Source organism: Paenibacillus sp. FSL K6-1566, assembly GCF_038050475.1.
In the GTDB taxonomy this organism is placed as follows: Bacteria; Bacillota; Bacilli; order Paenibacillales; family Paenibacillaceae; genus Paenibacillus_AQ; species Paenibacillus_AQ lactis.
In genome coordinates this window covers 1,712,823-1,734,615 of sequence record NZ_JBBOSR010000001.1, presented here as the reverse complement: position 1 = coordinate 1,734,615, position 21,793 = coordinate 1,712,823, and the positions used below count along the sequence as shown (strand labels likewise).

General features: G+C 53.5%; 21 protein-coding genes. 1 reads left to right on the top strand and 20 read right to left on the bottom strand.

What is annotated here, in order from left to right; genetic code table 11:
• Nucleotides 1–20 precede the first annotated feature (20 nt).
• The 18 genes from NST08_RS07335 to NST08_RS07250 all read right to left on the bottom strand — a co-directional run bounded on the left by NST08_RS07335 (nt 21) and on the right by NST08_RS07250 (nt 15,698).
• Nucleotides 21–968, bottom strand: a complete 948-nt coding sequence (locus NST08_RS07335) for an NAD-dependent epimerase/dehydratase family protein (RefSeq protein WP_213616057.1) — start codon at nt 966–968, stop codon at nt 21–23.
• The gene (locus NST08_RS07330) at nt 950–1,777 is read right to left on the bottom strand and encodes a dTDP-4-dehydrorhamnose reductase family protein (protein ID WP_007130788.1); all 828 of its coding nucleotides are present in this window, start codon (nt 1,775–1,777) and stop codon (nt 950–952) included. Before NST08_RS07330 ends, NST08_RS07335 begins: the two co-directional genes overlap by 19 nt.
• Nucleotides 1,774–2,760 (bottom strand): polysaccharide biosynthesis protein, encoded by a 987-nt coding sequence (locus NST08_RS07325; RefSeq protein WP_007130789.1) that lies wholly within the window; start codon nt 2,758–2,760, stop codon nt 1,774–1,776. Before NST08_RS07325 ends, NST08_RS07330 begins: the two co-directional genes overlap by 4 nt.
• Nucleotides 2,750–3,844: a non-hydrolyzing UDP-N-acetylglucosamine 2-epimerase gene (gene wecB, locus NST08_RS07320; RefSeq protein WP_251537046.1), complete on the bottom strand. Its 1,095-nt coding sequence runs from the start codon at nt 3,842–3,844 to the stop codon at nt 2,750–2,752. The genes NST08_RS07325 and wecB overlap by 11 nt, the downstream gene beginning before the upstream one ends.
• Before the next feature lie 128 nt (nt 3,845–3,972).
• Nucleotides 3,973–5,376 carry a glycosyltransferase family 4 protein gene (locus tag NST08_RS07315; protein ID WP_341034118.1) on the bottom strand — a complete coding sequence of 468 codons (1,404 nt, stop codon included), beginning with the start codon at nt 5,374–5,376 and terminating at the stop codon, nt 3,973–3,975.
• 148 nt (nt 5,377–5,524) lie between these two features.
• Nucleotides 5,525–6,646: a CgeB family protein gene (locus NST08_RS07310; RefSeq protein WP_007130792.1), complete on the bottom strand. Its 1,122-nt coding sequence runs from the start codon at nt 6,644–6,646 to the stop codon at nt 5,525–5,527.
• 46 nt (nt 6,647–6,692) lie between these two features.
• Nucleotides 6,693–7,763, bottom strand: a complete 1,071-nt coding sequence (locus NST08_RS07305; protein WP_007130793.1) for a CgeB family protein — start codon at nt 7,761–7,763, stop codon at nt 6,693–6,695.
• 206 nt (nt 7,764–7,969) lie between these two features.
• Nucleotides 7,970–8,281: a hypothetical protein gene (locus tag NST08_RS07300; protein ID WP_213616051.1), complete on the bottom strand. Its 312-nt coding sequence runs from the start codon at nt 8,279–8,281 to the stop codon at nt 7,970–7,972.
• Nucleotides 8,282–8,303: 22 nt separating this feature from the next.
• Complete coding sequence (locus NST08_RS07295) at nt 8,304–8,603, bottom strand: hypothetical protein (RefSeq protein WP_251537050.1); 300 nt, start codon at nt 8,601–8,603, stop codon at nt 8,304–8,306.
• A complete protein-coding gene (locus NST08_RS07290) occupies nt 8,603–8,911 on the bottom strand; it encodes a hypothetical protein (RefSeq protein ID WP_007130796.1) in 309 nt (102 codons plus the stop codon). The genes NST08_RS07295 and NST08_RS07290 overlap by 1 nt, the downstream gene beginning before the upstream one ends.
• A 37-nt stretch (nt 8,912–8,948) precedes the next feature.
• Nucleotides 8,949–9,239, bottom strand: coding sequence for a nucleoside-diphosphate sugar epimerase (locus tag NST08_RS07285; RefSeq protein ID WP_251537052.1), 291 nt, complete (start codon nt 9,237–9,239; stop codon nt 8,949–8,951).
• Between the two features lie 135 nt (nt 9,240–9,374).
• Nucleotides 9,375–10,106 carry a glycosyltransferase family A protein gene (locus NST08_RS07280; protein WP_251537053.1) on the bottom strand — a complete coding sequence of 244 codons (732 nt, stop codon included), beginning with the start codon at nt 10,104–10,106 and terminating at the stop codon, nt 9,375–9,377.
• A complete protein-coding gene (locus NST08_RS07275; RefSeq protein ID WP_340901246.1) occupies nt 10,103–10,834 on the bottom strand; it encodes a sugar phosphate nucleotidyltransferase in 732 nt (243 codons plus the stop codon). The genes NST08_RS07280 and NST08_RS07275 overlap by 4 nt, the downstream gene beginning before the upstream one ends.
• Entirely contained in the window at nt 10,831–11,592 is a 762-nt protein-coding gene (locus NST08_RS07270) for a glycosyltransferase family 2 protein (RefSeq protein WP_340901247.1), read from the bottom strand. The genes NST08_RS07275 and NST08_RS07270 overlap by 4 nt, the downstream gene beginning before the upstream one ends.
• Nucleotides 11,589–12,530, bottom strand: a complete 942-nt coding sequence (locus NST08_RS07265) for a glycosyltransferase family 2 protein (protein ID WP_210095161.1) — start codon at nt 12,528–12,530, stop codon at nt 11,589–11,591. The genes NST08_RS07270 and NST08_RS07265 overlap by 4 nt, the downstream gene beginning before the upstream one ends.
• Nucleotides 12,531–12,655: 125 nt before the next feature.
• The gene (locus tag NST08_RS07260) at nt 12,656–13,513 is read right to left on the bottom strand and encodes a glycosyltransferase family 2 protein (RefSeq protein ID WP_213616047.1); all 858 of its coding nucleotides are present in this window, start codon (nt 13,511–13,513) and stop codon (nt 12,656–12,658) included.
• A gap of 182 nt (nt 13,514–13,695) precedes the next feature.
• Nucleotides 13,696–14,271, bottom strand: a complete 576-nt coding sequence (locus tag NST08_RS07255) for a WIAG-tail domain (protein ID WP_213616045.1) — start codon at nt 14,269–14,271, stop codon at nt 13,696–13,698.
• 281 nt (nt 14,272–14,552) lie between these two features.
• Nucleotides 14,553–15,698 (bottom strand): glycosyltransferase family 4 protein, encoded by a 1,146-nt coding sequence (locus tag NST08_RS07250; protein ID WP_007130804.1) that lies wholly within the window; start codon nt 15,696–15,698, stop codon nt 14,553–14,555.
• A gap of 327 nt (nt 15,699–16,025) precedes the next feature.
• Here NST08_RS07250 and NST08_RS07245 point away from each other — a divergent pair, with 327 nt between their 5' ends.
• Nucleotides 16,026–17,135: a YheC/YheD family endospore coat-associated protein gene (locus NST08_RS07245; protein WP_007130805.1), complete on the top strand. Its 1,110-nt coding sequence runs from the start codon at nt 16,026–16,028 to the stop codon at nt 17,133–17,135.
• Between the two features lie 147 nt (nt 17,136–17,282).
• On the opposite strand, the gene NST08_RS07240 is transcribed toward NST08_RS07245, so the two are convergent.
• Complete coding sequence (locus NST08_RS07240) at nt 17,283–20,570, bottom strand: DUF5704 domain-containing protein (protein ID WP_445933630.1); 3,288 nt, start codon at nt 20,568–20,570, stop codon at nt 17,283–17,285.
• 11 nt (nt 20,571–20,581) lie between these two features.
• A complete protein-coding gene (locus tag NST08_RS07235) occupies nt 20,582–21,520 on the bottom strand; it encodes a copper amine oxidase N-terminal domain-containing protein (RefSeq protein ID WP_007130807.1) in 939 nt (312 codons plus the stop codon).
• Nucleotides 21,521–21,793: the final 273 nt, after the last annotated feature.

Here is a 21,793-nt window from a genome sequence, read left to right as displayed (position 1 = left end):
ATATGGATCAGCTTACGGACTTAGCGGGCTCGGCTTCGCGCATACTCCATAATATCGGCGACCGATTCCGCCAGCCTATACCTTGGCGTCCAGCCTAGCGACTTCAGAAGAGCGGCTCCTTGCCCATCACCGCTTCCTTTATTAAGTGAATCGGCCGACAAAGGACTCGATTCAGGGCCCCAATCGATAGGCACCGCTTCCTGCGTCAAACCAAGGAGCGCCTGGGTCAGCTCTTCGAGCGTATGATTTTCTCCGGATTCGATCGGGTAGGTTACGCCTGGCGTACCGTGGCTTAATAGATATCCGTATGCACACACCGCATCCCGCACGTCCAGGAAATCCCTGGATTCGTGACGCGAGCTTATTTTAAATACCGGACGCGGTCTTCCGGCTTCGAAGTCGGCGATATAGCGAGCCAGCAGCGTGCAAAAGCCTCTGGATTCTCCCGGGCCGATTAGATTGGATGGCTCCGCTAAAATAATCGGCTGGTTATACAGACTGTGCCAGGCGGCAGCGGCCCATGTGCCAAAGGTTTTGCTGAGACTATATGGATGCGGCACGGCGGCCGGCCCTTTGGCCGGATCGATGCTGAGACGCGAGCCCACCATGAGGATGACGCTATCCGGACGATGGCGGCGCAGCGCCTCAAACAAGTAGACGGGAGCCATCGCATTGCTCTCCATATATTGATCAGGATGCTCCCACGACTCGGAAGCTGAATTTTTTCCGGCCAAATGCAGAACATAATCAGGAAGACTCTCCTTCACCAATCGTTCGGTTTGCTCCCGATCCTCCAAATGGCATTCCCGCGGAAGCACATCCGGGATGGCCTTAAGCCGTGTCAAATCCCGTCCAGCAGCGATAACCGTGCAGCCCTGGCGGATAAAATACGCACAGGCATGAAGGCCGGTAAACCCGGAGGCTCCTGTAATGAGAAGCTTTTTCTTATTTAATGTGCCTGCTGCCATTCATACATCTCCTTTAACATGCGAACATAATCGGGGAACGGATACACGGCATCCAGCCGTGTATTCCGGAGCGTACGGTCCTGAACGAACTCATCGGACGGCACAACATCGACGTCTTGCTTTCCCCATATGTCCTTGAACAACAGCAGCAAATCGTATTTGCTAACCGGATTGGGATGACCGAGATGTATCAATCCTCCGACATCCTTATTCATGAAGAAATCGATGGCTTTCGCCAGTTCCAGGGTCGTGACTCCATTCCATTTGACGGCACGGTATCCCGTAACCTCCCCCCGCTGCTTCATGAACCAGTTGAACAAGCCGATTCCGCTCGGGCGGATCTCCGGACCGATAATAGAAGTCCGTATCGTTAAATGATCGGGCTCACGCACCTCACCCAGCGCCTTCGTAAGCGCGTAGGCGGAGATTCCATCGGGAAGATCATCTTCCCGATAGCCTCCTTTGTTCCCAAGAAACACACAATCCGTGCTGATGTGGATAAGACGTGCCGAGATGGCGTCCGCCAAATAACGCAGACGGTGCGGCAGGAAGCCGTTGATATGATATGCATTTATTTTGTCATCCTCAGCCCGTTGATTCAAGACCCCGACGGCGTTAATGATAATATCCGGCCTTACCGCCCGAACGACATGCTCCACTGCGCTCATATCGGTAACATCCAGCACCAGGCTTTTGGAATCGCAACTGTCTCGGGTGGTATAAAAGACATGGTGCTTGCCTGATTGCTGAAAGTACTGAACAAGGATATGCCCAGCCATTCCGTTTCCCCCGAGAATGAGCATTTTCATGACAAGAAGCCTCCGCGCCGCAGGATCTCGCGAATTTCGTCTTTATTCATTAAATTATGCTCGGAGCTGAAACTGCTGAACGATACCTTCGGCAGGCCTTGATACCGCTCTTTCAGATTCGGAATGTCGAGGGTCGGAAGAATAACCAGGTACTCGTCGTCATAGACGACGGTCGTCAAGCTTTCGAAATCACTCATCAGAATTTCATGGATTTTCTCGCCGGGCCGTGTGCCGGTTTCAACCAGGCTGACCTCGCTTCTTCCGGATGCCTCGATCAGCACGTCCGCCAAATCGACGATCCGGCAGGTCGGCATCATCATCACGAAGATTTCGCCGCCTACGCTTTCAACGGATGCTTTGAACAGCAGGGAGATGGCATCCTTCAGCGTAAGGAAAAAGCGCGTCATATTTTTATCGGTGATACTGATCTGACCCTTCTGCCTAATTTGGCTGTTGAATACATGCACGACGCTTCCGTTGGTTCCCAGCACGTTGCCGCCCCGGACACAGACGAACTTCGTCGTCGGGCTCAGCAGGTTCGCGTAGACGATCAGCTTCTCGCCGATCGCTTTGGTCATGCCGTAGAAATTGGACGGGTTGGCCGCCTTGTCGGTCGATATATAAATGACCTTTTTCACATTGTTCTCAATGGCGGCCTCGATCACATGCTGCGTGCCGACCACATTGGTCTTCAGCGCCTCGTAGGGATGCTCCTCGCACACGGGAACATGCTTCAGCGCCGCCAGATGAAATACGTAATCGACGCCCTGACAAGCCGCGGTAAGCGCCTCCTTATCGCGAATATCTCCGATCCGGAACGTCAACCGCGGATCCTCGAACTCACGGTCCATCGCTACCTGCGTCGCCTCGCTTCTGGAATAAACGATAACCTGCTTCGGATCCATCGGCAGCAGCTGGCTGATCAATTCATGTCCCCAAGAGCCTGTGCCGCCGGTCACCAAAATCCGTTGATTAGTGAACATTCATTTTCCCCCCAAGCACAAATTTTACGACGGTATGCGACACATTGTCCGCCAGATAGCCCTCCGGGCACTTCCAGTCACGGCTCAGCTGCGTCATGAGCTTAACCGCCCCGTGAATTCGCTCGGCATCAAGGCCGGAAACGATATTGCTGCCGCAGTCCACCGTTTCGGGCCGCTCCGTCGTCCGTCGAACCGTTACCGTGGGCACATGCATAATGCAGCATTCTTCTTGTACGGTACCGCTGTCCGTAATAGCGCATAGTGCCTCTTTCTCCAGCCTTACAAAATCAAAAAAGCCGAACGGCTCATGAAATTCGATTAGCGGATGAAGCGGAACGTCCGCCACCTCTTGCAAACGCGAAGCCGTCCGAGGATGCAGGCTGGTGATCAAACGGTGGCCGAAGCTTTCCGCGACGGCATTCAGCCCTCTGAAGATTTCTCTCAAATGCTCAGGCCGATCGACATTTTCCGACCGGTGAATCGTTACCAGAAAGTACTGCCGGCTGGTTAAGGACAGCTTTTCCATAATCATGCTTTTACTGACCTTGGCATCATAATGCTTCAAAACTTCATAGATCGGATTACCGGTTAGGACAATGCGCTGACTGGGAAATCCTTCCCGGAGCAGATGATTTTTGCTGTAGCTTGTATATGGCATATTGATGGTGGAAACCGCGTCGATGATTCGGCGGTTCTTCTCCTCGGGCACCTCCAGGTCAAAACAGCGATTCCCCGCCTCCATATGCACGACGGGATATCCCAACCGCTCGGCCAGTATGGCGCATAACGCACTGTTCGTATCGCCAAGGAGCAGTACAGTGTCCGGCTGCTCCTTCTGCAAAATTTCCTCGATGCGGCTAAACATGACGGATAGCTGTCCACCCAAAGTGGCCTGCCGATCCTGAAGCACATAATCCGGGGCACGGAGACCCATCTCCGAAAAAAATATTCCGCTTAGCGTTTCCGTGAAGTTTTGCCCCGTATGAACAAGCACATGCCGCTTCGCATACCGATCCAGAAGAGGAATGATCAAGCTTAGCCGAATAATTTCAGGCCTTGTACCCAAGATCGTCATGACTTTCATATTGGATTCTCCCTTGCCAACTTAATCACAGATCCGAGGGCGATCATTGACGCAGCACGATCATTCTTCTGCTTTAAGCGGAGACAGCAGCTGTCTGGTCTGGTCCTTTGCTCTGCTAGTTCGTTGTGCTATGCCTTTCTTCGCCTCACGGACGTTCTGCGTATTCTTATTTTTGTCGCCCGGCGTCTTGCTTTTCTAAGCTCAAATCTTCTGCTCTTTCGGGCAGTGCGTAGATGCGGAAACGAGAAGCCTCTCTTCTTCCGGTTCCGTCCCCGGCTTTTATGACGTGATGAAGGCAGCAAATGCCGGAAGTTGATCGCCTTTTTAATTTGGAACCATGAAGGCTGCTCCGTCATCCAGCGAGTAACCATGCCGTTGACGCGTGCTCTGTAGAGTTCAGGACCATAGACGGACACCACCTGTGCCCTGTTTTGCTGCCCCAATGCCTCCCCGTGATCGGATTGCTCCAAAACGGCCGCCACTTTTTCCGCTAAAGAGGCCGGGCTCGAAGGTTCTGCCAGCATCTGCGGGCATCCTACAGCCGTAAGCATTTCCGCAAGCCCGCCGGCAGCATAGGCAACGACCGGTTTCCCATAGAGCAGTCCCTCAAGGGCCGTAAGGCCAAATCCTTCCGGAACCAAACTCGGCACTACCACAATATCCAGTGCAGGGTACACTTGCTCCATATCCTCCTTGGATCCGGAAAATATGAACCGGCTTTGCGCGCCGGCAGCTTCGATGCGTTCCCTGCATTGCTTCTCATAGCCTGGATCCATCACACTGCCTACGATTAGAAACAGCGCTTTAGCGAATGTGTCCTTAAGGGAGAGGGCCATGTCAATAAAATGGTGCACGCCCTTCGTTTCGATGAGAAACGAGGAGATCATGCCGATAACCGGAATGTCCGGGCCGATGCCGAGTCTGCTCCGAAAGGATTCCCTAAGTGCGGGCCATATTTCGGGATGAATGTCGAGATCGTTCCAGGACGGAGGAAGAATCGTCATCTTGGACTGCCTGACATCCACAGGAAAATACTGGGCCACGGATTCGGAGATACTGATGATCCAGCTGCTGTATTGGTGTATCAGACTAGCCGACAGGTGGGCGTACCCGTTATTCGTAATCATCTCGGTCAGCTGCCATAGAACCGGGATACCAAGCTTCTTCCCTGCAACAGCCGGAAGCAAATGCACGCAGGTGTTGGTAACGATGACGCTCGGCGACTCGCCAGCGATCCACTGGACGAAGGAGCGGAATACCGAAGTGGATACCAGCCTGTCAGCCTCGGCAAGCAGACCCGGACCAGGGGTGTATATACTGTGCAGCAGAGGGACCTTGTAGATTCTGACATCATGCCCCGACGCTCTGGCGAGTGTTGTCAGCCTGCCTTCGTTTGGGGCAACCAGAACGCATTCGAAATAAGGGGAGATTTGCTGGCAGAAGAACAGGAGCAGTTTTTCCGCTCCCGTTATGCTTGTCGGATTACAAACGTGCGAGAATATCAACATCTTCGGTTTAAGGACCATCGGCATTGTCCGCATCTCCAGTAACCGTGGTTTGAGCGCAGTACCGGATGCGATCCACCTCCTTTTCACCCAGTTGGTACAATATATTAGAGAGACAAAGATACCGTAACGACACTTGTTCCTCCAGCATTCAACTATTTATGGCTTCATGCCCTTAAGGAAAGATGACCGAGAGCAGCGTATTCAGACGGTGCGCATAGGTATGCTCCCCATACGTTCTCTCCAACGCGCGGTGCGCAATGTCTTTTCGATGCTGATCGTTCGCAAGATAATATTCGATCTTCTCCAGCAGCTCACTTTGCGAACGGTACGTCTCAATCTCGATGCCCGGCGTATAAAAACGCGCCAAGTCCTCTCGCTCGTCGACTAGCTGCAGCGTTCCGCAAGCGTTGATCTCGAACGTGCGCGGATTCGGCGATGCGGCAGGAATTCGGCCACTGTTCTGATTGATATCATCGTCATCGACAGCCCGGTGCAGATTAATGATGATTTTGGCGCTGTTGTAGACGTCTGCGGTCTCCGCAGGGCCCATCCACTTATTGACCTCGATCCGGTTGCTGAATCTGGCGTAACCCGGGAGCCGTTCCCACCAGTTGCCGCTGATGAAGGTACGATGCCGCATCAGCTGATCCATGATCGGCTCGAAAAAACGGATCCGCTTCGGATAAGCCGTGCCGACGAATCCGATGTCCCGGCTCGCTGCCGCCGGCATGGCGATGGGGCGGTAATGGAGCGGGAAGGCGCCGAACGGCAAATAGTGAACCTGTGCACACCCCAAATTCTGATAATGTGCTACGCAGTTCAGCTCCAGCGTAAATATATAATCATAGTGATGAATCCAGCCGACCGATATATCCGTGTAGTACGGATCATCCGTCATCCAAACGGCGGTCCGCAGCCCCATCGACCGGATGGCGTCCATCTGCTCCACAGGCATATACATCCCGTCCAGCACCAGCACGAGGTCCGGTCGGGTCCGGCTAGCCTCGGCCGCCACATCCTGCTTCGCATCCGATACGGTCACTTGCGAAACCATCGTATGCAGAGTTGCAATAATCGCCTCATCGATCGGAGAGTACGGGAAGCCTTTACCCGAGCTGACAAATAATACATGCAGATTCCGCAGCGTAGGGGCGTACAACACCCGATTCACGATTCCTTGCGACTTTCCACGGAAATATCCATCCATATAACCCTGTTGCAAGCCGGAGCTGCGCCCTTGCTCGTAGGCATCGGCAGCAGCCCGTTTCGGGCCTGCGGCAAACATTCTGGGCATCCGCTTCACTCCTAACGTTTTTGTGTTTTCCGACACACGCGACCGTTCATAACGGGATTTTTCCCAGCAGCTCGGGAAGCCTGTGCGCATAGGTATGCTTAGACATCGTAGAGGCAACCGCACGCATGGCTATGCTCCGGCGGTGATCCTCGTTGGCAAGATAATAGGAAATCTTCTGCTTCAGCTCCTCGACAGAACCGAAGGTTTCAATGTCGACGCCGGGTGTATAGTACATGGTTAAATCCTCGCGGATGTCCGTCAGCTGCAGTGTTCCGCAAGCATTGATTTCAAACGTCCGCGGGTTGATCGAACGTCCTTGCAGATTCATAATGTTGCGATTGTCGCTCCCTCTTTCGCTTGGGCGGTGCAGATTGATCACGATCTTCGCCCCGTTGTAGAATTTAACGGTTTCGGCTGCCGGAATGAATCCGCTGTACACAAAAGGCGACAGCTCCTTGTAACGGGCCAGCCTCTCCCAAAAACCGCCGATAATGCGCACACGCTTACCGGCCAAAAACGGAGCCAGCTCATCGAATAAGGCGGCGCGGTTGCGGAAGGCGTTGCCGATAAAGCAAATATCCGACTGATAGGCGGGTCCTGCCATGGTCGGGGCAAACAGCTCCGGGTGAACGGCGAGCGGCATATAATGCACCTCCTGCGCTCCAACGCTTTGATACAGTTGAACGCAGCTGAGCTCATGCGTGAACACGACGTCAAAGTGCCGGGACAGTTCGGGCGTTTCATCCGTGAAGTAGGGGTCATCCACGAACCAGATCGCTGTTCGAAAGCCCTGCTGACGCACTTGGTCCAACGATTCACGGAAATGCTCCGGAAATACATGCAGGCCGTTCATCACCAGAATCAAGTCCGGTTTTACCGACAGCGTCGTTTCCAGCAAGGTTTCGGGGCGCCCGACGATGCATTCACGGACCATGCCGCCAAGCGCCTTCGTGATCCCTTCGTCAATCGATTCAAACCCTTGGGGAATATACAAAATTCTTGCATCGAAAAATGGCGGCGCCGCAGGCGGAATGCGCTCTATAAGCGCGCGATATCCTCCAACGCGGTAGCCTTCGTTATAGCCGGCCTGATAGCCTTCCTTCTGACCTTTACGCATCGCTAAACTCACGGCTTTTCACCCTGTCTTTTGTGAGATTTGCTCAGGTTCATATAACTATATGCCGGGAGGACGGATGCATCATGGACGATTGTCCACTAATGCCAAGAAATTGGCACATGCCCGTAATGCATCAAGCTTGTCCCAACCAAAAAGCGGTTCTCATGGATGGGTATGTTCCATGAGAACCGCTTGGAGCAGCTCCTTCATGAGATTGGAGGAGGAGGGGCTGCCAGACCGTCTTCATAGCCTTTCGCGAATCCGGCTTTGAAGCCTTCATCATAGGCTTGGCTGTAGCCTTGATTATAGGCTTGGGAAGAAGCCGGAAATACACGTCCTACCCTTCTCAAACGGTAGCCTCCACGAGCTCCCCGGCGTCTGGATAGTCCGGATTTGGCCCGGCGACGGCGCCTTGGGCCTTGAACCACCTTCAGACGATGCATGCCGGGAAATGACCTTCTGCTGCCGGCCGGCCGAATTCTCCCTCTCTTTCGCACGGCGGAAATCTTTATTTTCATTTCAATAGCCTCCTGTCCCGCTTCAATTCATTCTTGCGATGTTCTCATTCGGGCTTGCCGAGCATCCGTCCGCAAGCCAGGGCGACGTCGGATTTCCCGTCTTCGTCCGGTTCAGCGATATGCCGGTCAGCATCTCTGTCATCACCGATTGGTAGGCGGTCAGAAGCCTGATATTCTCCGCTAGCGTTCGCGCAGTCAGATCGGAATGGGCAGAAATATCGGCAATGCTCTCCAATATACCGGCAAGGGCCTCCTGGCTTCTCGCAATCGACGAGACAATCGCAACCCTCGCCGCTTGTTCACGGTGAGTGCGCGTAATCATTAATCGGAATCTCCAAATTCAAATTCATCAAACCCTCCGCCGGCACTCCGCTCCTCCGTACCGATGGCGATCCGCAAATTCCGGCATAGTCCGGATCCGATCCTTGTCAGCCCCTCAATCTGCTCCACGATTTGCTCGTGAATGGTCAGGGTTTCCTTCAAGCCATTCATGGCAGAGGGCTCCTGCGAAACGACCCATTCACGGACTTTTTCCGCTTCAACGGCCTTCCCCTCCAGTATCAAAGAGGTCTCCCGCTGAATAGCGACAGCTGCATCCAGCATACGCATCAAAGACTCTTCTTTGCTCACTTTATTTTCCCGCCCTTGTCATCCGGTATAGGACCGGTTATTCTTCCTCTTGCTCACGAAGCTCTTTCAGCACGATCTCCAGGTTATCCGCTGCAGTCTGCTGCAAATCAGCCATCGCGTTCAGGTAGGCTACGATGCTGCGGTTGATTTGCTCCGCCTGACCGCCGGAAGACCGCGCTCCATCAGCCACTCGAAATTCATATTCAGGCAATGCATATATAATTTGAGCCATGCGAACAGCAGAATGGCGCTGCGCCTCCAGAATCCGAGCCAACTGCTGCTGAGAATGCGAGAGATGCGCAAGCATATCATCGATCCGGCTTTCCATGTCAGTACACTCCTTCACTCTCATCTACCCTCCAGCATATGCGGAGAAGAGATTCCCTGTGCCAGACCCCTTCATCCCCCGCATCCTTTTCGGGCACGTGCTACAGCTTGCCGGAACACAAAAAAGCCGCCGGAATCACGTAGCGGCCGTTTTGTTCTCATTGAAAATATCGGGTCGGAAGATGCGCTGCGTCTTTTCTAGCCGATCAAGCCACTTCTGCAGATGCTCCTCCACCGTCATTGTGCCCGCGTCCCACCATCCGATTTCGGCCGGCAGCTTCCTCCGGAACAGCACGCAGCCGATCCTGTCCCTAACCGTCTGTTCCTCTTGAAATGCGGACTGCTCTTGAGCCTGGTCAAACGGGGGACTCAAGGCTCGGGATGCAGCACATACAACCTTCGCTTCCGGATGATGCTCAAGCTCAAAGAGCATTTCACCGATCCAGTTGTCGCAGACGGGGGCAGAATCGGTCAACACGGCAATGTACTCGCCGAGCGATACCTTCATCGCCCGATTGACCACTTGAACCAGGTTCTCCCCCTGACTGCCTTTAATATGCCGGAGCGCTCCGCTTCGGTCGTGAAAATACCGCCTGCTGGAAACCGACGCACCGGCATCTGCAATAAGCACCTCGTAAGGGTGGGGCGTTGCCGCCTCGATTTGCTGGATGATGCGAATCACCGCATCGTCGTGGGGACGGGCGGGAATAATGATGCTCGGTCCCTCGAATACCGTTCCGCTGTCTTCCCGGCCGAGCTGATACCCTAGTGCATATCCCGCTTGATAACCGGCGCGGTAATCGCCGGAAGCCGCCCCTCTCTCCTCCACAGGGTGGAATGCTATGCGTGCAGTTCGGCGTCTGTTCATGGCAGAACATCCTTCATATGAGCCGCCGCCTCCTGTAATGACTCAAAGGTGCCGGCATCACACCACCACTGCTGCAGGATGTCATACATCAGCTTGCCGTCTGCTGCGTACAGGTTGTTGACATCCGTGATCTCCAATTCGCCTCTCTCCGAAGGATGGATCCGGCGAATGATGTCAAACACCGCATCATCATACATATAGATTCCGGTCACCGCTTGGCGGCTGCGGGGATTAATCGGTTTCTCCTCGATGAAGAGCAGCTTTCCGCTCCCGTCCTCGGCAAATACGGGCACGCCATATCTATGCGGGCGATCCGTCGGGCTAAGCAGCACCATCGCCGTGCCCGGCGGCTGCCCCATATATTTCTGGATGAACGGCTTCAACTCATCTTGAAACAGATTATCGCCCAGCAGAACGACAAACTTTTCCCCAGGCAGGATATAACCTCGCGCCAGCTCCAGTGCTTCCGCAATCCCGCCAGCCTGCTCCTGGACTCGGTAGGTCAGGTTCACGCCAAAATCCCGGCCGTTCTCCAAATACTCTGCATATAATCCAACCGATTTGGAGCCGGTAATCAGCATGATATCCTCGATACCGGCTTGATGGAGCTTGTGAATGCCGTATGCGATCATCGGATGCCTGCCTACCGGAAGCAGGTGCTTATTCATATATTTCGTTAGCGGATGAAGACGGGTTCCGTTTCCTCCAGCCAGCAATACCCCCTTCATGATGCGTCACCTCTCTCCTCGATGAACTGTAACGGATCCACTTTCCATTTATCTACAAACCGCTTGCGGTTCCGCTCCACCAACTCTTGGAACCCTCCGGGGTACCGGTTTCGGAAGCTAGCGCTTCCTTCATGATGGACCAGCACATTACCGGCTACCAGCAGCTTGAAGCCAGCCAGGCGGGCACGGTAGCAGTAATCATCATCCTCGTAATGTCCCGGGGAATACATCTCATCCAACAGGCCGATACGATCCATCACCGTACGTTTAAACAAGTAACATAACCCGACGATGCGGTGGACTTCCTTCCACTTTGCGGGGTCCGGCACATTCCAGGACTCGGCCTCACGAATAAAGCCCGCTAAATCGCTGTATCCGACCTTCACCTGCTGGATGCCGCTGGCGTAATTCGTTACTGGTCCCACAATCCCGATGTCCTCCCTGCTGTACAGCGCATCCAGCATATAGGACAGCCAGCGCGGCGAGGCAAAGCAATCGTTATTCAGCAAGAGCAAATTGTCGCCGGAGGCGATCCTCAAACCGCGATTGCAGGCGACGGGAAACCCTGCGTTATCCGGCAGGGATACAAGCAGCAGCTTCTCACGAATACAATATGCAGCTGTGCCGTCACGGGAACCGTTATCCACCACGATTATTTCGTAGGGCACGTTGGTATAAGCGCGGATATGCTCCACACATGTCCGAAGAAGATGAAGCCCGTTATACGTTGGAATAATAATGCTCGTCAGTCCGCTCATATGCCGTTCCTCCGTATTGCGAATTCGTCCCGGGACACCTGTCCCCATTGCAGGCGGGTGCCGGCACTCTTCATGGCTTCCATCAGGGCCTCGATATGATCCCCAATGATCAGCCGGGCTACCGGATTATCCCTGCCTCGGTTCAACGTTCGTCTACGGTTGACGCTGAGCACATCTACCGTTTGAACCGCCTGGATTCGAAGCCCTGCCCGGATGGCAAGCGTCTGCGCTTTCGGCGGTACGGCAAGATTATCGTATCCGATCATCTCGATCGCCCTTCTTGACAGGGCATGGGGGACAGCGGTCATCGAATTCGCCTCCAGATCATCACGTCCCATCATCCGGTTAAGAAAGGTCTTGCAGCGGGTGACCTCATCCTGCCGGTCAAACGCAGGCAAGAGAGGCATAATATCATTGAGTGCCACGTCCACGCCCCGATCTGCCGCCACCAAAAAGGCGGACAGTAAATGAGCGGACACCGGCATATCTCCATCTATAAACAAAACGAAATCTCCCGTACTCAGCTTCGCTCCGATTCCACGCGCCACATCATGCCCAAGCCGCTCGGCGATATGAACGACGATCACACCGTCGAAGGAACGCGCTGCAGCAAAGCTGCCGTCTTGGCTTCCGTTCACTACCACAATGATTTCATGGAAGGGAAGCCGCTTGAGCTCCCTCAATACCGCCGGCAGCGAACCCGCCTCGTTGCAGGCGGATACAACCACCGAAGGACGTCCTGCCAGAGGCGGCATTAGAGGGGAGGGAATCTGGCTGCCGGAGCTTCGGACGAAGCCGCGGCGGAAGGATTCCGCAACGCCGGGCAGCAGGCGAAACAGCTGTCCGGCAGGCAATGCGGCCGATGCCAGCCACTGCCCGAACGCGGCGGCTGCGGCGCCTCCCCTTCTTCCCGCCAAGCGGCCGGCCGTCACTGCCATCCTCCCCCACCTGCCGTTCCGCAGGGAACGTAAGCCTGCGTTCCGTACTAAGCTTCTTCCCGGACGCCTCCGGCCACGCCGGCGGATTAGCGCTGATGCTTTGGGGCCGTGCCTTTTCACACTCGTCACCTCACCATGCTCCGTCTTCGTTCTCCATCATGAAATCCTCCGCGCACACCGCGCTCCACCACCAATGCAGCCAATGCCTCCAGATGATCGCCCAGCACAAGCTTCTCGAGCGGATCTCCTCCGGCAGCCCGACCCGGGTTCAACCTGCCGACCTCTACCCGATGCACTGCCTCGACGCGCAATTCCCTGCACACCGCCGCAGCCTGAGCCTTCGGCGGCACGGACAGGATCTCGGCTCCGATCGTCTGCAGGGCACGTCGGCTTATGGCATGCGGAACAGCGGTCATGGATGCTCCCCGCAGATCGGGCCTGCCCAGCATGGAATTTAATGTATACTTCGCAAGAATGACCCGGTGCACCAGCGATCGGTCAGTAGGACCCGTATAATCGTTTAACGCCACATCGACTCCGGATTGCACCGCATGCACAAATGGCTTCAATTCGCTAGAAGGAATCACCATATCGCTATCCGTAAACAGTAAGATTTGGCCCTTGGCCGCCTGTGCGCCCACGCTTCTTCCCACATCGTTGCCCAGCGGGTCGGCAAAAGCCAAAACCTTCGCTCCCATACGCTCCGCTGCCATTTCCGTATGGTCCCTGCAACCATTCGCGACAACGATAACCTCCGTTGCCGGATGGACGGCCCTCGCTTCGGCGATCACGGCGGCAATCTTGCCGGCTTCATTCATAGCCGGGATAATGACCGATACCAACGGTTCCGGATGGTTCTGCTTGGGGATCAGCGGTTCAAAGAAACGGTAGGTCAGCCTTACCGGCGCCGTCTCCGGGACCTGCGGCGCGGAAGGGCGCCGGACCCTTGATCTTCTTGGTCTTAACCGCTGCACGTGACGCATGATCGTATTCCTCCTCCGCAAAGGGGTCTCTTTTCTCCTCGGCAATCTATGCTATTGTATGTAAGACATCCGGCACCGTAACGGCATATGTACAGTCATCTCTGCTTGACTTACCTCGTGAATCCTGGATGCATACAAAAGGGCTGGAGTCGCCTCCAGCCCTGCTGACCGTTATGCTCTGCCTACTTCAAGCCGATGGCAATCCAGGACAGCCACCCTTCACCTGCGAGGCTGTCTTGGGGTCTTGTAATTCCTACAACCGCCTGCAGTTCATTTTTTGCGCGAACGCCCGCCTGGAATGCCGGGTCATTGCATGAAACGACCATCACATAATTTCCATCCGGGTAAAAGGCCTGCAGTGTTACGGATACATCCATTTCCGTGGCGCCTTCCGGGAATATGAACGGTATTTGACCGAACTGCTGCATCACCGGCCGTTCCGCCGCTCCCTGCACAGGATTAAAATTCAGATGCTCTAATTCCACGGAGTTTAACGCGATCTTGGAGGATGTAATCGATTCAGGAGACAGATGAATGCTGTACACGGAATAATCTTCGATGGCTTCGCTTCGCACACTCCGATGCTTAAGATGGGAAGCGCTGATCGTATCCTCGGCCAAAGCATAATCCGAGTCGCCGTCTGCCCGATCGGCTCCGGCCGTTGTTTTTCCCCTGAAGGCGGATGTCCGGAGACGTCCGGAATATCGCCGGCAAGGGCGTATCCCTCTCCCTCTCGTAATCCTTCTGGCTTTGTTCACTGTCGGCTCTCTCCTCTGCTCTAATCGTTACATTCATCCTATTCGGGAAGGAGGGCTCCTGCCACTGCACCCGGGTTTTGCATGCAGACATGTTATTTCCCGGGCTATAAGCTAGAGCACCCCGGCTTACTTGCAGCCGGTGTACTAGTATCCATTCCGAGCCGGCCCGATTATGAGGATTCCGTAAAAAGGGCAGGCATCCATGATCGATTGTAGATCGTATAAATATAAACCGTTAAGATTGCGGATTTCTTTGTCCCGGTTGCTTCAAATTGTCGGACTCAGATCGTCTGCATCAGCCGCACCCAGCGCTCCGCGGTATGGTCCCATCTAAAGCGCTGGCGGACCGCTTCACGGCCAGCCATCCCGAGCCGAATGCGCAGCTCCTCGTTCTTCAGCAGACGGTCAATCTGTTCAACGAGTCCGGTCTGCAGCTCATCCCCTTTGACCAAATATCCCGTAACGCCGTTTTCAACGATTTCCGGTATACCTCCTGCACTTGCGGCAATGACCGGCACACCGGCTGCCATCGCTTCTACGTTCACGAGTCCGAACGCCTCCCTTGGAGCGGACGGGACGACAACGACATCCGCCAGCGAGTACCAGTCCGCGATAGCCGGATACGGAACAAAGGGGCGAAAATGCACCCACTTCTGATATGGCCTTGCCGCTTGCTTCAGCTCCCGGACATAAGCGGTTTCCCGGTCGGATCCATAAGCCGCGCTTCCGACAATAAGAAGCAGGACATTCGGATGTCTTTCGACCAATTGGGGCAATGCTGCGATGAGATGGTGAACGCCTTTGTCCGGAATGAGCCGTCCGGCAAACATAACAATACGACGTCCGCTCCAGCCAAAGTGCGCCAGCCTCCCTTCTTTCAGCGCTTTGGCCGCCGGACTGAACGGCGGAGTGAAATGCTCGAGGCGGACACCGAGATGATTGATCGTCATTTTCTCATGGAGCCATGGGTATAGCGAGGTTATTTCCTCCAGCAAAAACCGGCTGTTGACGACAATTCCGTCCATCCAGCGGGCGATGCTCCCAAATCGCTGCCGGCTTATATAAGGCGGGGAGATGAAGGTATTCGAATGAAGATTCAGCACGATTTTGATATCCGGAAGATGCATCTTCAGACGCTGGGCCAGAAGCGGACGATTGTGCACTTCAATGATGTCGGGTCTCCACTTCTGAAGTCTTCGCAGCAGGGAGGAATAGTAGCTGGCACCGGCCGGCAGGCGGTAGCACGGCACTCCTCCAATCGTGTCTTTAACAGGCAGTCCTTTGCCCACCACACCATAGATTCGGACGTCCATCGCCTCTTGAGCTAAAGGAATGATCTGTTCGACGACCCGCTCCACGGAACTGCTCCTTCCTGATGGAATGACAAAAGACCCCGGCGTCACGACCGCCACCTTCCGTAAACTCATATCTTCACATCCTTCTCGCAGCATATCTATTAAAAATTTCCATATCCACCCCATTGGATTCCCGAAATTCATAATTTCGCGGCAACCCGTTCGGTGTATAGAATTTGATACGATTCATAAATCAATATTCCGGCCATGCTCTCCTCCGGTGCCTGATTTTCACCGTATCCGATGTGCCGTCTCCCCCGTCCCATAGGGAAGCGAACATGCTCACCTGAAAGAATAGGCCAACCATGCACGACACCCGTCCATCCGGGACAAACTTTCCTATGCATACGATGAGATACGAAAAAACTACAAAGATTTGTGGCAGCAAGGAGGATGACCATGCATCCGGAATTTGTCGGCATTCTGCTTAACAACAGCACGTATCGCAGAATTTCCAGCGGGAGAATCGGTACCGAATCACTGAGCAACTATGAAGAAGCAGCTGCCATATACGGACTGGTTCCTTGTTTTTTTACCATCCGCCATATTTCGCTTGAAACCGGAGAGGTCACCGGATTTATGCCGAAGCGGCCGTACGGATATACACGCGTGCGTATTCCGATTCCACGGGCGATTCATATGCGGGCCATTTATTCCCATCGGCGGGAACGATCCCAGATCGAAGATCTTATCCAGCGCGGATTCTTCGTATACAACGGCCGCACCCGGTACGGCAAGGATGCTATACATCGTATGCTGGAGCAGGACCCAGAGGTCACACCTGCCCTGCCGCATACGGTAAAAGCTACCGCTGCCTCCATTCGAACGATGCTTCACGAGTATGGCGACCTGGTCCTGAAGCCCTGCAGCGGCAGCGTAGGCGTAGGGATCATGCGGTTGCGAAGCAGTCCGCCGGGGGGCAGCTTGCTCACCTACTCCCGCTCCTCTCCTTCAGCGAAGGGCTGGCGAACCGTGAAGCTTGCAGCCGGAAATCTGCATCCGCTGATCTTTCAGCGAATCCGGCGGGCTCCCTTTCTTGCCCAGGAACGCATTCCGCTGGCCGAGTATAAGGGACGCCCTTTCGACATCCGCGTCACCGTTCAGCGGGGAGGCAGCGGAGCCTGGGAGGTAGCGGGCATGTTCGCCAAGACCTCGCCGCCGCGCACATTTGTCTCGAACATCGCCCAGGGCGGATCGGCTTACCAGGTCCCGTATATCCTGCAGAACAGCCTGCCAGACCTGCCGGTTCCGCTCATGATGAAACGAATCACGGAATTTTCCCTTCATATCGCCCGCGTGCTGTCCCTGTTTATACCGTATGCAGCGGACTTCGGTCTCGACATCGGAATTACTGCGGATGGGAAGCTATATTTCATCGAATGCAACGGATGTGATCAGCGCTACGGATTTTTGGAGGCAGGGATGGAGGAAGCGTGGAGAACCGCTTACCGCAATCCGATGGCCTTCGCCCGTTATCTATATGATCACCAGGCATGGCCCGATTACTAGTCGAACACTTTTGAGATCAAGTCTGCTGCGATTAGATGGACCGCAGGCACAAAGGAAAAAACGGGCCAATCAAGCATTTCGAAGCTTGATTGGCCCGTCTTTGAATGACGCTCCAAGCCAGGTTGCAGCAAAACAGCCGTAAAGACATTAATGCGGTACCCTGGAAAGGAAGTCCCCCTTACTGGATTTGTCGCCATGATAGAATACGACATCGCCATCGAGCAGGCTGAATCGGTGCCCGTAGGGATCGGTATAAGAACTTGCGTACCCCTCCAGCCTCCATTGGTTCATCAGCGGAGCATGAATATACTGCAGATGCGGCCTTGCCGTGTTGCCATCCCGGATCGATTCGAGGTTAAACCGAACGATGATATATCCTTTTTTCAGAAAAATATCGGACTTTTCGTCCAATCGCCGGGTTCGACCGTGCTCTGCAATATTCGTTCCTTTCTTGACGACATATACATCAGAGGGAATGCTGTACTCCCCATACCATCGCTGGATTGCTGCGTTGGCTCGCCCGGCATCCACCGTTGCCGGCAGTCCTGCTTTCGGCCCGATCAACGTACGCACCCCTGACGGAAGCATAAGCCAGTCATACCGGCCAACCCAGGTCTTGGATTTGCTAAGCTTCTCGATATACTGCTTGGTGAACGCTTCAGCAGGCATGCCGGCTGAGGCCCCGCCTTGACGGTACAGATAGTCGGCTGTATCCCGAAGCTCTGCTATCGGAACATTTCGAAGCCGCTCGTTCAGAATGACATATCGCTTCTCCGTGTCCTCAGGGGAGCCGATTCGTATAAACTTTCGGTCTCCGCTGTGGTAGTACAGATCCACCTCCTGCCGTCCCGTTCCATCCTTGCCCACAAAATAAAAGCTAGGCGTGATCGCGATCCCGTCTGCGGCACCGAACATATTGCCCTTGGTCTTCAAATCGAATTTGAAATGGTAGCCCGTCTTCACGGCGGCATTGTTATACCCTTTAGCCGGATGCTTCCCTGGCGCGATTGGGAGCATGTATGGAGCGGTATTCCCCCGGACTCCCCCATCGATATCCCGAAGTCCCGTCCAATAGGAGACACCGCTTGGAACGGCGCTCCCCTTCTGTTTGCGAAAGACCCCCTCCCAGTTATAATCCGCGATATCGGTAATATGAAAATCATACATCCGCCCGATCACCTCTACCGGCTCGATATCTGTGGCTGCATGGTGGATCAGATCCACATTTGCGCCCGGCTGCGTCGTATAATCGGGCGGCGCATTCTCAGCAATCGTACGGAAATACACCTGATAATCCCCTTCATCAACCCAGACCGGCAGGAAAAATTCCGTATCGAGCTGGGCTGTCGGGATCGTGATCCACGTATTTTTCGGGTGAAACGTCCGCTTATCACCGCTGTACACATCAAACGGAAAATAGACCTGCTTCGCTTTTACATACTTGGCATAATCCCGATTTCCGTAACCCGGAATATTGCGATGCTGTCCGGACGTCGGGATGCGTACCGTAAACGGTCTGTCCAAAATAAAGGCAGACCGGTCCGGATTCGGCACCGTCTTTTGATTATGAGCCCGATCATCCGTTACGGAGGAATAGTTGACCACGGGAGTATGAACGGTGACCGTATTGATACCGTAAATCGGGAACTCCTTGTCGCTGCCTCCATTTATGCTCCCCGGCAGCAGGCCATACGCGATTGTACCGGCGCTTGTTGTATTCGCCCGATTGGCCTTATCGCTGCTAATCATGTTGCCGGGCTTGTACAGCACGTTCTCGCGGATCTGAGGCGGCTCGGGAATGCTTCCCGGCGTGGGACCGCTCTCCACAGTCCGGCGGCTGTCCATAATCGTTGCTCCGTTAAAAATGAGGGAGTCATTGGCGACCTCCACTTGATCCACGCCGGCCTCTGCGATGCTTTGCAGATTTTCGCTAGGCGGGGATGGCTTGCTCTTGTAAGAGCTGCCTCCGTAGGAGCCGGACGGCGCTATGATCGGATCCGGCGGGGAAGGCGGATAGAAAGCACCCGTTTGGCTGGTTGAATACTGCGGCGGCTGATAGCCTTGCGGATCAAGGCGGATTTCATTGCCGGGGAGCGCATAATTTCGGAGCAGGCCTTGGTTGATTCTGTATACTTCCAGGTTGTCGATCACCCAATAGGAGTAGGGACGCTTAACCGTATATCGCTCCGTCACTTTCTCTTCCGCTTGCTGGGGATCCGGTACCGTGGTCGGCTTACCGTCCGGTCCTTTTGGTCCGGGCTTGCCGGGATCCCAGTGCAGTGTCCAGCTCTTCTCCACATTCACTTCAAATGTGCATACCCCGGTCATTTTGACAAACGTGTTCTGAACAAGATAGCTGCGAGCCAGAATGTTGCCGTATAAGCTCTCGGAGGTCGGAATTCCCTGCAGCACGTCAAAGCGTTCGCTGCCACGCTGATCGGCCAGGATCTTCGCCGTCACCACCGGGTCCATATACCGTCCGTTGATCGTCTGCCCTGGAGCGGGCTCCGTACAGGCTCCGGTTGACGGGTCAGGCGGGGGCGGTGTGTCCCTGGTTGGTTCGTAGTAAAAGTATAGGTAATAGGTAGGGAAAGACCCGTCATAGGTAAACGGATACGGATCCCCCGGCGTAATTGGGCCGCCGCTCGGAGCAGCTATTGTGCTCTTCTTATGCCCCTTGTATGTATAATCCGCATTGCCCGGTGTGTGCGTAAAAGCATAGGGCTTATCCTTCTCCAGCTTCTCCTCCCGGTCTGAAAAACCGGGGACTCCATGTAGCGGTTTCCCTGTAGTGGTGTAGTGTTTAATAATCGCATTTCCTTCCGCCGGTTCAAGCTCGATTTCGAATAAGGTAGGGAAGTAGTAACGCCAGCCTTGTACTAGAGGGGCAAATTGTTGCCCTTTTTGTTCCTCTTCCCTTTTTCTATCTACAGGTAAATCAGATTCTAACATTGCACGAATTACATAAACTGGTACATTAGCAATATTTGTCCCTTTCCCTGACCAAGGTTGATTTGTTAACGAATAGATAGGCGAAGTTGCCCTTACATAATATGATTTTGGGTTCTGTGACATTTCTACGGAACGGGAAGCAAGAAAGATTTCATCCCCATACTCCCGGTTATAATCGAACTTACTAACCCGGATGTCCTTTATTTTTCGAGAGGAATTAAATTCAAATAAATAGTCAAATCCATCTACATCAGTTTGGCTACCTGGTGGCTTTGTAATCCATTGACCAGCAGCATTACTCCAGGTTTCATAGTAGACCATACCCACAAAATAAAATTTATTGGGGTTCTGTGGGTCTTGAAACATTCTATTAACTCCGATGGCCTCTGCTCTACCTGGGTTAATGATGAACACCGTGGTCATGAGAGTGATGAAACAAAGAAATATCTGAATGAATTTCTTTAATCTGTACCTTAGCTGCATAATCCGTCTCCTTATTTAAAAGGATTAACGATAACTACAAGATAGTCTTTCGGTTGGTGGGTACTAAAAGCAATATAATCTGCATTACTCAATGTGAATTTTGTCCAATCATAATATTGATTGTACTTCCCATTTTGAAAGACATCAGAAGTGCTAGTAACCGGATAATAATTCGTTGCTGTCCCGTCTTTATTGTTTACAAATGCACTGTCCAGCCCATATCTAAACTTAACAAAATCATCCTTAACCATGAAAAAAACCGGAGTATTTCGCTCTGAACTACGAGTAACGATATAATCCATACCCTTTACATTTTCTAGTCTAATATCATAAATAATCTCACCATCACCTAGCTTAATCGGTAACTGATTTGCCTGAACGATTTTAATTCCATTGTATGGTTCATCTGAAGCGACCTTATTAAAAAATATGTTGGCCTTCATATACGCCTTAAAATCACTCAACGGCCGCAGCTTAAACTCCGCATCATCGGTATTCCGGAATGTTTTCTCACCAATCCAGACCCACCGGCCAACCTTATCCCACTCCACCTTTTCGCCCAGCCCTTCACTGACAAGCCGCAGCGGCACAAAGGTACGGTTTTGTTTCAAGATCACCTTCGTCCCGTAGTCTTTCGCTTTCCCGTTCACCTGGGCGCTCGTTTGGCCCACGGTCATTTTTACAAGGTCATCGCCCTTTCGAATTTCAACGATCGTCTTGCCTCCAGACTTGCTGTAGCTGATCTTCCCGCCGAGCGCTTCGGAGACGAACCGGATCGGTACCATGACGCTGCCTTGGCTATCTTGGAACGGCTTGGCATCCGGAAAGCTCAGCTTGTTAGCGTTCAATAGGACTTCAACCTGTCTTGGGCTCGAGGCCTCTGCTCCATCAGTTCCCAGTACGGATAATGCCACCATACTCAACAACATCGTCAGAATGATTTTTTTCATCGATCTTCTTGCTCCCCTCTCCATTTCTCAAAAACTAGTTATGCATGTCGTGCATCCCTTGCACGGATCTCCTTTCTACGCCCTTGCTTAGGGACGTTATGCCGCTATATCCCCATCCGGATCAGCAATTGACAGATTCTGATCCCTAGAGATAAATTGTAGTCATTTTATCATATATTCATATAATTTGGTATATTATCCCTATCTTTTATAGTCTTTAAGACACTATTCGCATTGAAGAAGAATGAGTTTATAGTCCTAAACAACAAAAAC

Coding starts and splice junctions, on each gene's coding strand:
- NST08_RS07310 (WP_007130792.1), bottom strand. CDS start 6,646: ATGCCCAGAATGTTTGCCGCAGGCCCGAAACGGGCTGCTGCCGATGCC.
- NST08_RS07235 (WP_007130807.1), bottom strand. CDS start 21,520: ATGAAAAAAATCATTCTGACGATGTTGTTGAGTATGGTGGCATTATCC.
- NST08_RS07305 (WP_007130793.1), bottom strand. CDS start 7,763: ATGCGTAAAGGTCAGAAGGAAGGCTATCAGGCCGGCTATAACGAAGGC.
- NST08_RS07300 (WP_213616051.1), bottom strand. CDS start 8,281: ATGAAAATAAAGATTTCCGCCGTGCGAAAGAGAGGGAGAATTCGGCCG.
- NST08_RS07325 (WP_007130789.1), bottom strand. CDS start 2,760: ATGTTCACTAATCAACGGATTTTGGTGACCGGCGGCACAGGCTCTTGG.
- NST08_RS07285 (WP_251537052.1), bottom strand. CDS start 9,239: ATGGAAAGCCGGATCGATGATATGCTTGCGCATCTCTCGCATTCTCAG.
- NST08_RS07280 (WP_251537053.1), bottom strand. CDS start 10,106: ATGAACAGACGCCGAACTGCACGCATAGCATTCCACCCTGTGGAGGAG.
- NST08_RS07330 (WP_007130788.1), bottom strand. CDS start 1,777: ATGAAAATGCTCATTCTCGGGGGAAACGGAATGGCTGGGCATATCCTT.
- NST08_RS07245 (WP_007130805.1), top strand. CDS start 16,026: ATGCATCCGGAATTTGTCGGCATTCTGCTTAACAACAGCACGTATCGC.
- NST08_RS07315 (WP_341034118.1), bottom strand. CDS start 5,376: ATGCCGATGGTCCTTAAACCGAAGATGTTGATATTCTCGCACGTTTGT.
- NST08_RS07335 (WP_213616057.1), bottom strand. CDS start 968: ATGGCAGCAGGCACATTAAATAAGAAAAAGCTTCTCATTACAGGAGCC.
- NST08_RS07275 (WP_340901246.1), bottom strand. CDS start 10,834: ATGAAGGGGGTATTGCTGGCTGGAGGAAACGGAACCCGTCTTCATCCG.
- NST08_RS07260 (WP_213616047.1), bottom strand. CDS start 13,513: ATGCGTCACGTGCAGCGGTTAAGACCAAGAAGATCAAGGGTCCGGCGC.
- NST08_RS07265 (WP_210095161.1), bottom strand. CDS start 12,530: ATGGCAGTGACGGCCGGCCGCTTGGCGGGAAGAAGGGGAGGCGCCGCA.
- NST08_RS07250 (WP_007130804.1), bottom strand. CDS start 15,698: ATGAGTTTACGGAAGGTGGCGGTCGTGACGCCGGGGTCTTTTGTCATT.
- NST08_RS07270 (WP_340901247.1), bottom strand. CDS start 11,592: ATGAGCGGACTGACGAGCATTATTATTCCAACGTATAACGGGCTTCAT.
- NST08_RS07295 (WP_251537050.1), bottom strand. CDS start 8,603: ATGATTACGCGCACTCACCGTGAACAAGCGGCGAGGGTTGCGATTGTC.
- NST08_RS07240 (WP_445933630.1), bottom strand. CDS start 20,570: ATGCAGCTAAGGTACAGATTAAAGAAATTCATTCAGATATTTCTTTGT.
- wecB (WP_251537046.1), bottom strand. CDS start 3,844: ATGAAAGTCATGACGATCTTGGGTACAAGGCCTGAAATTATTCGGCTA.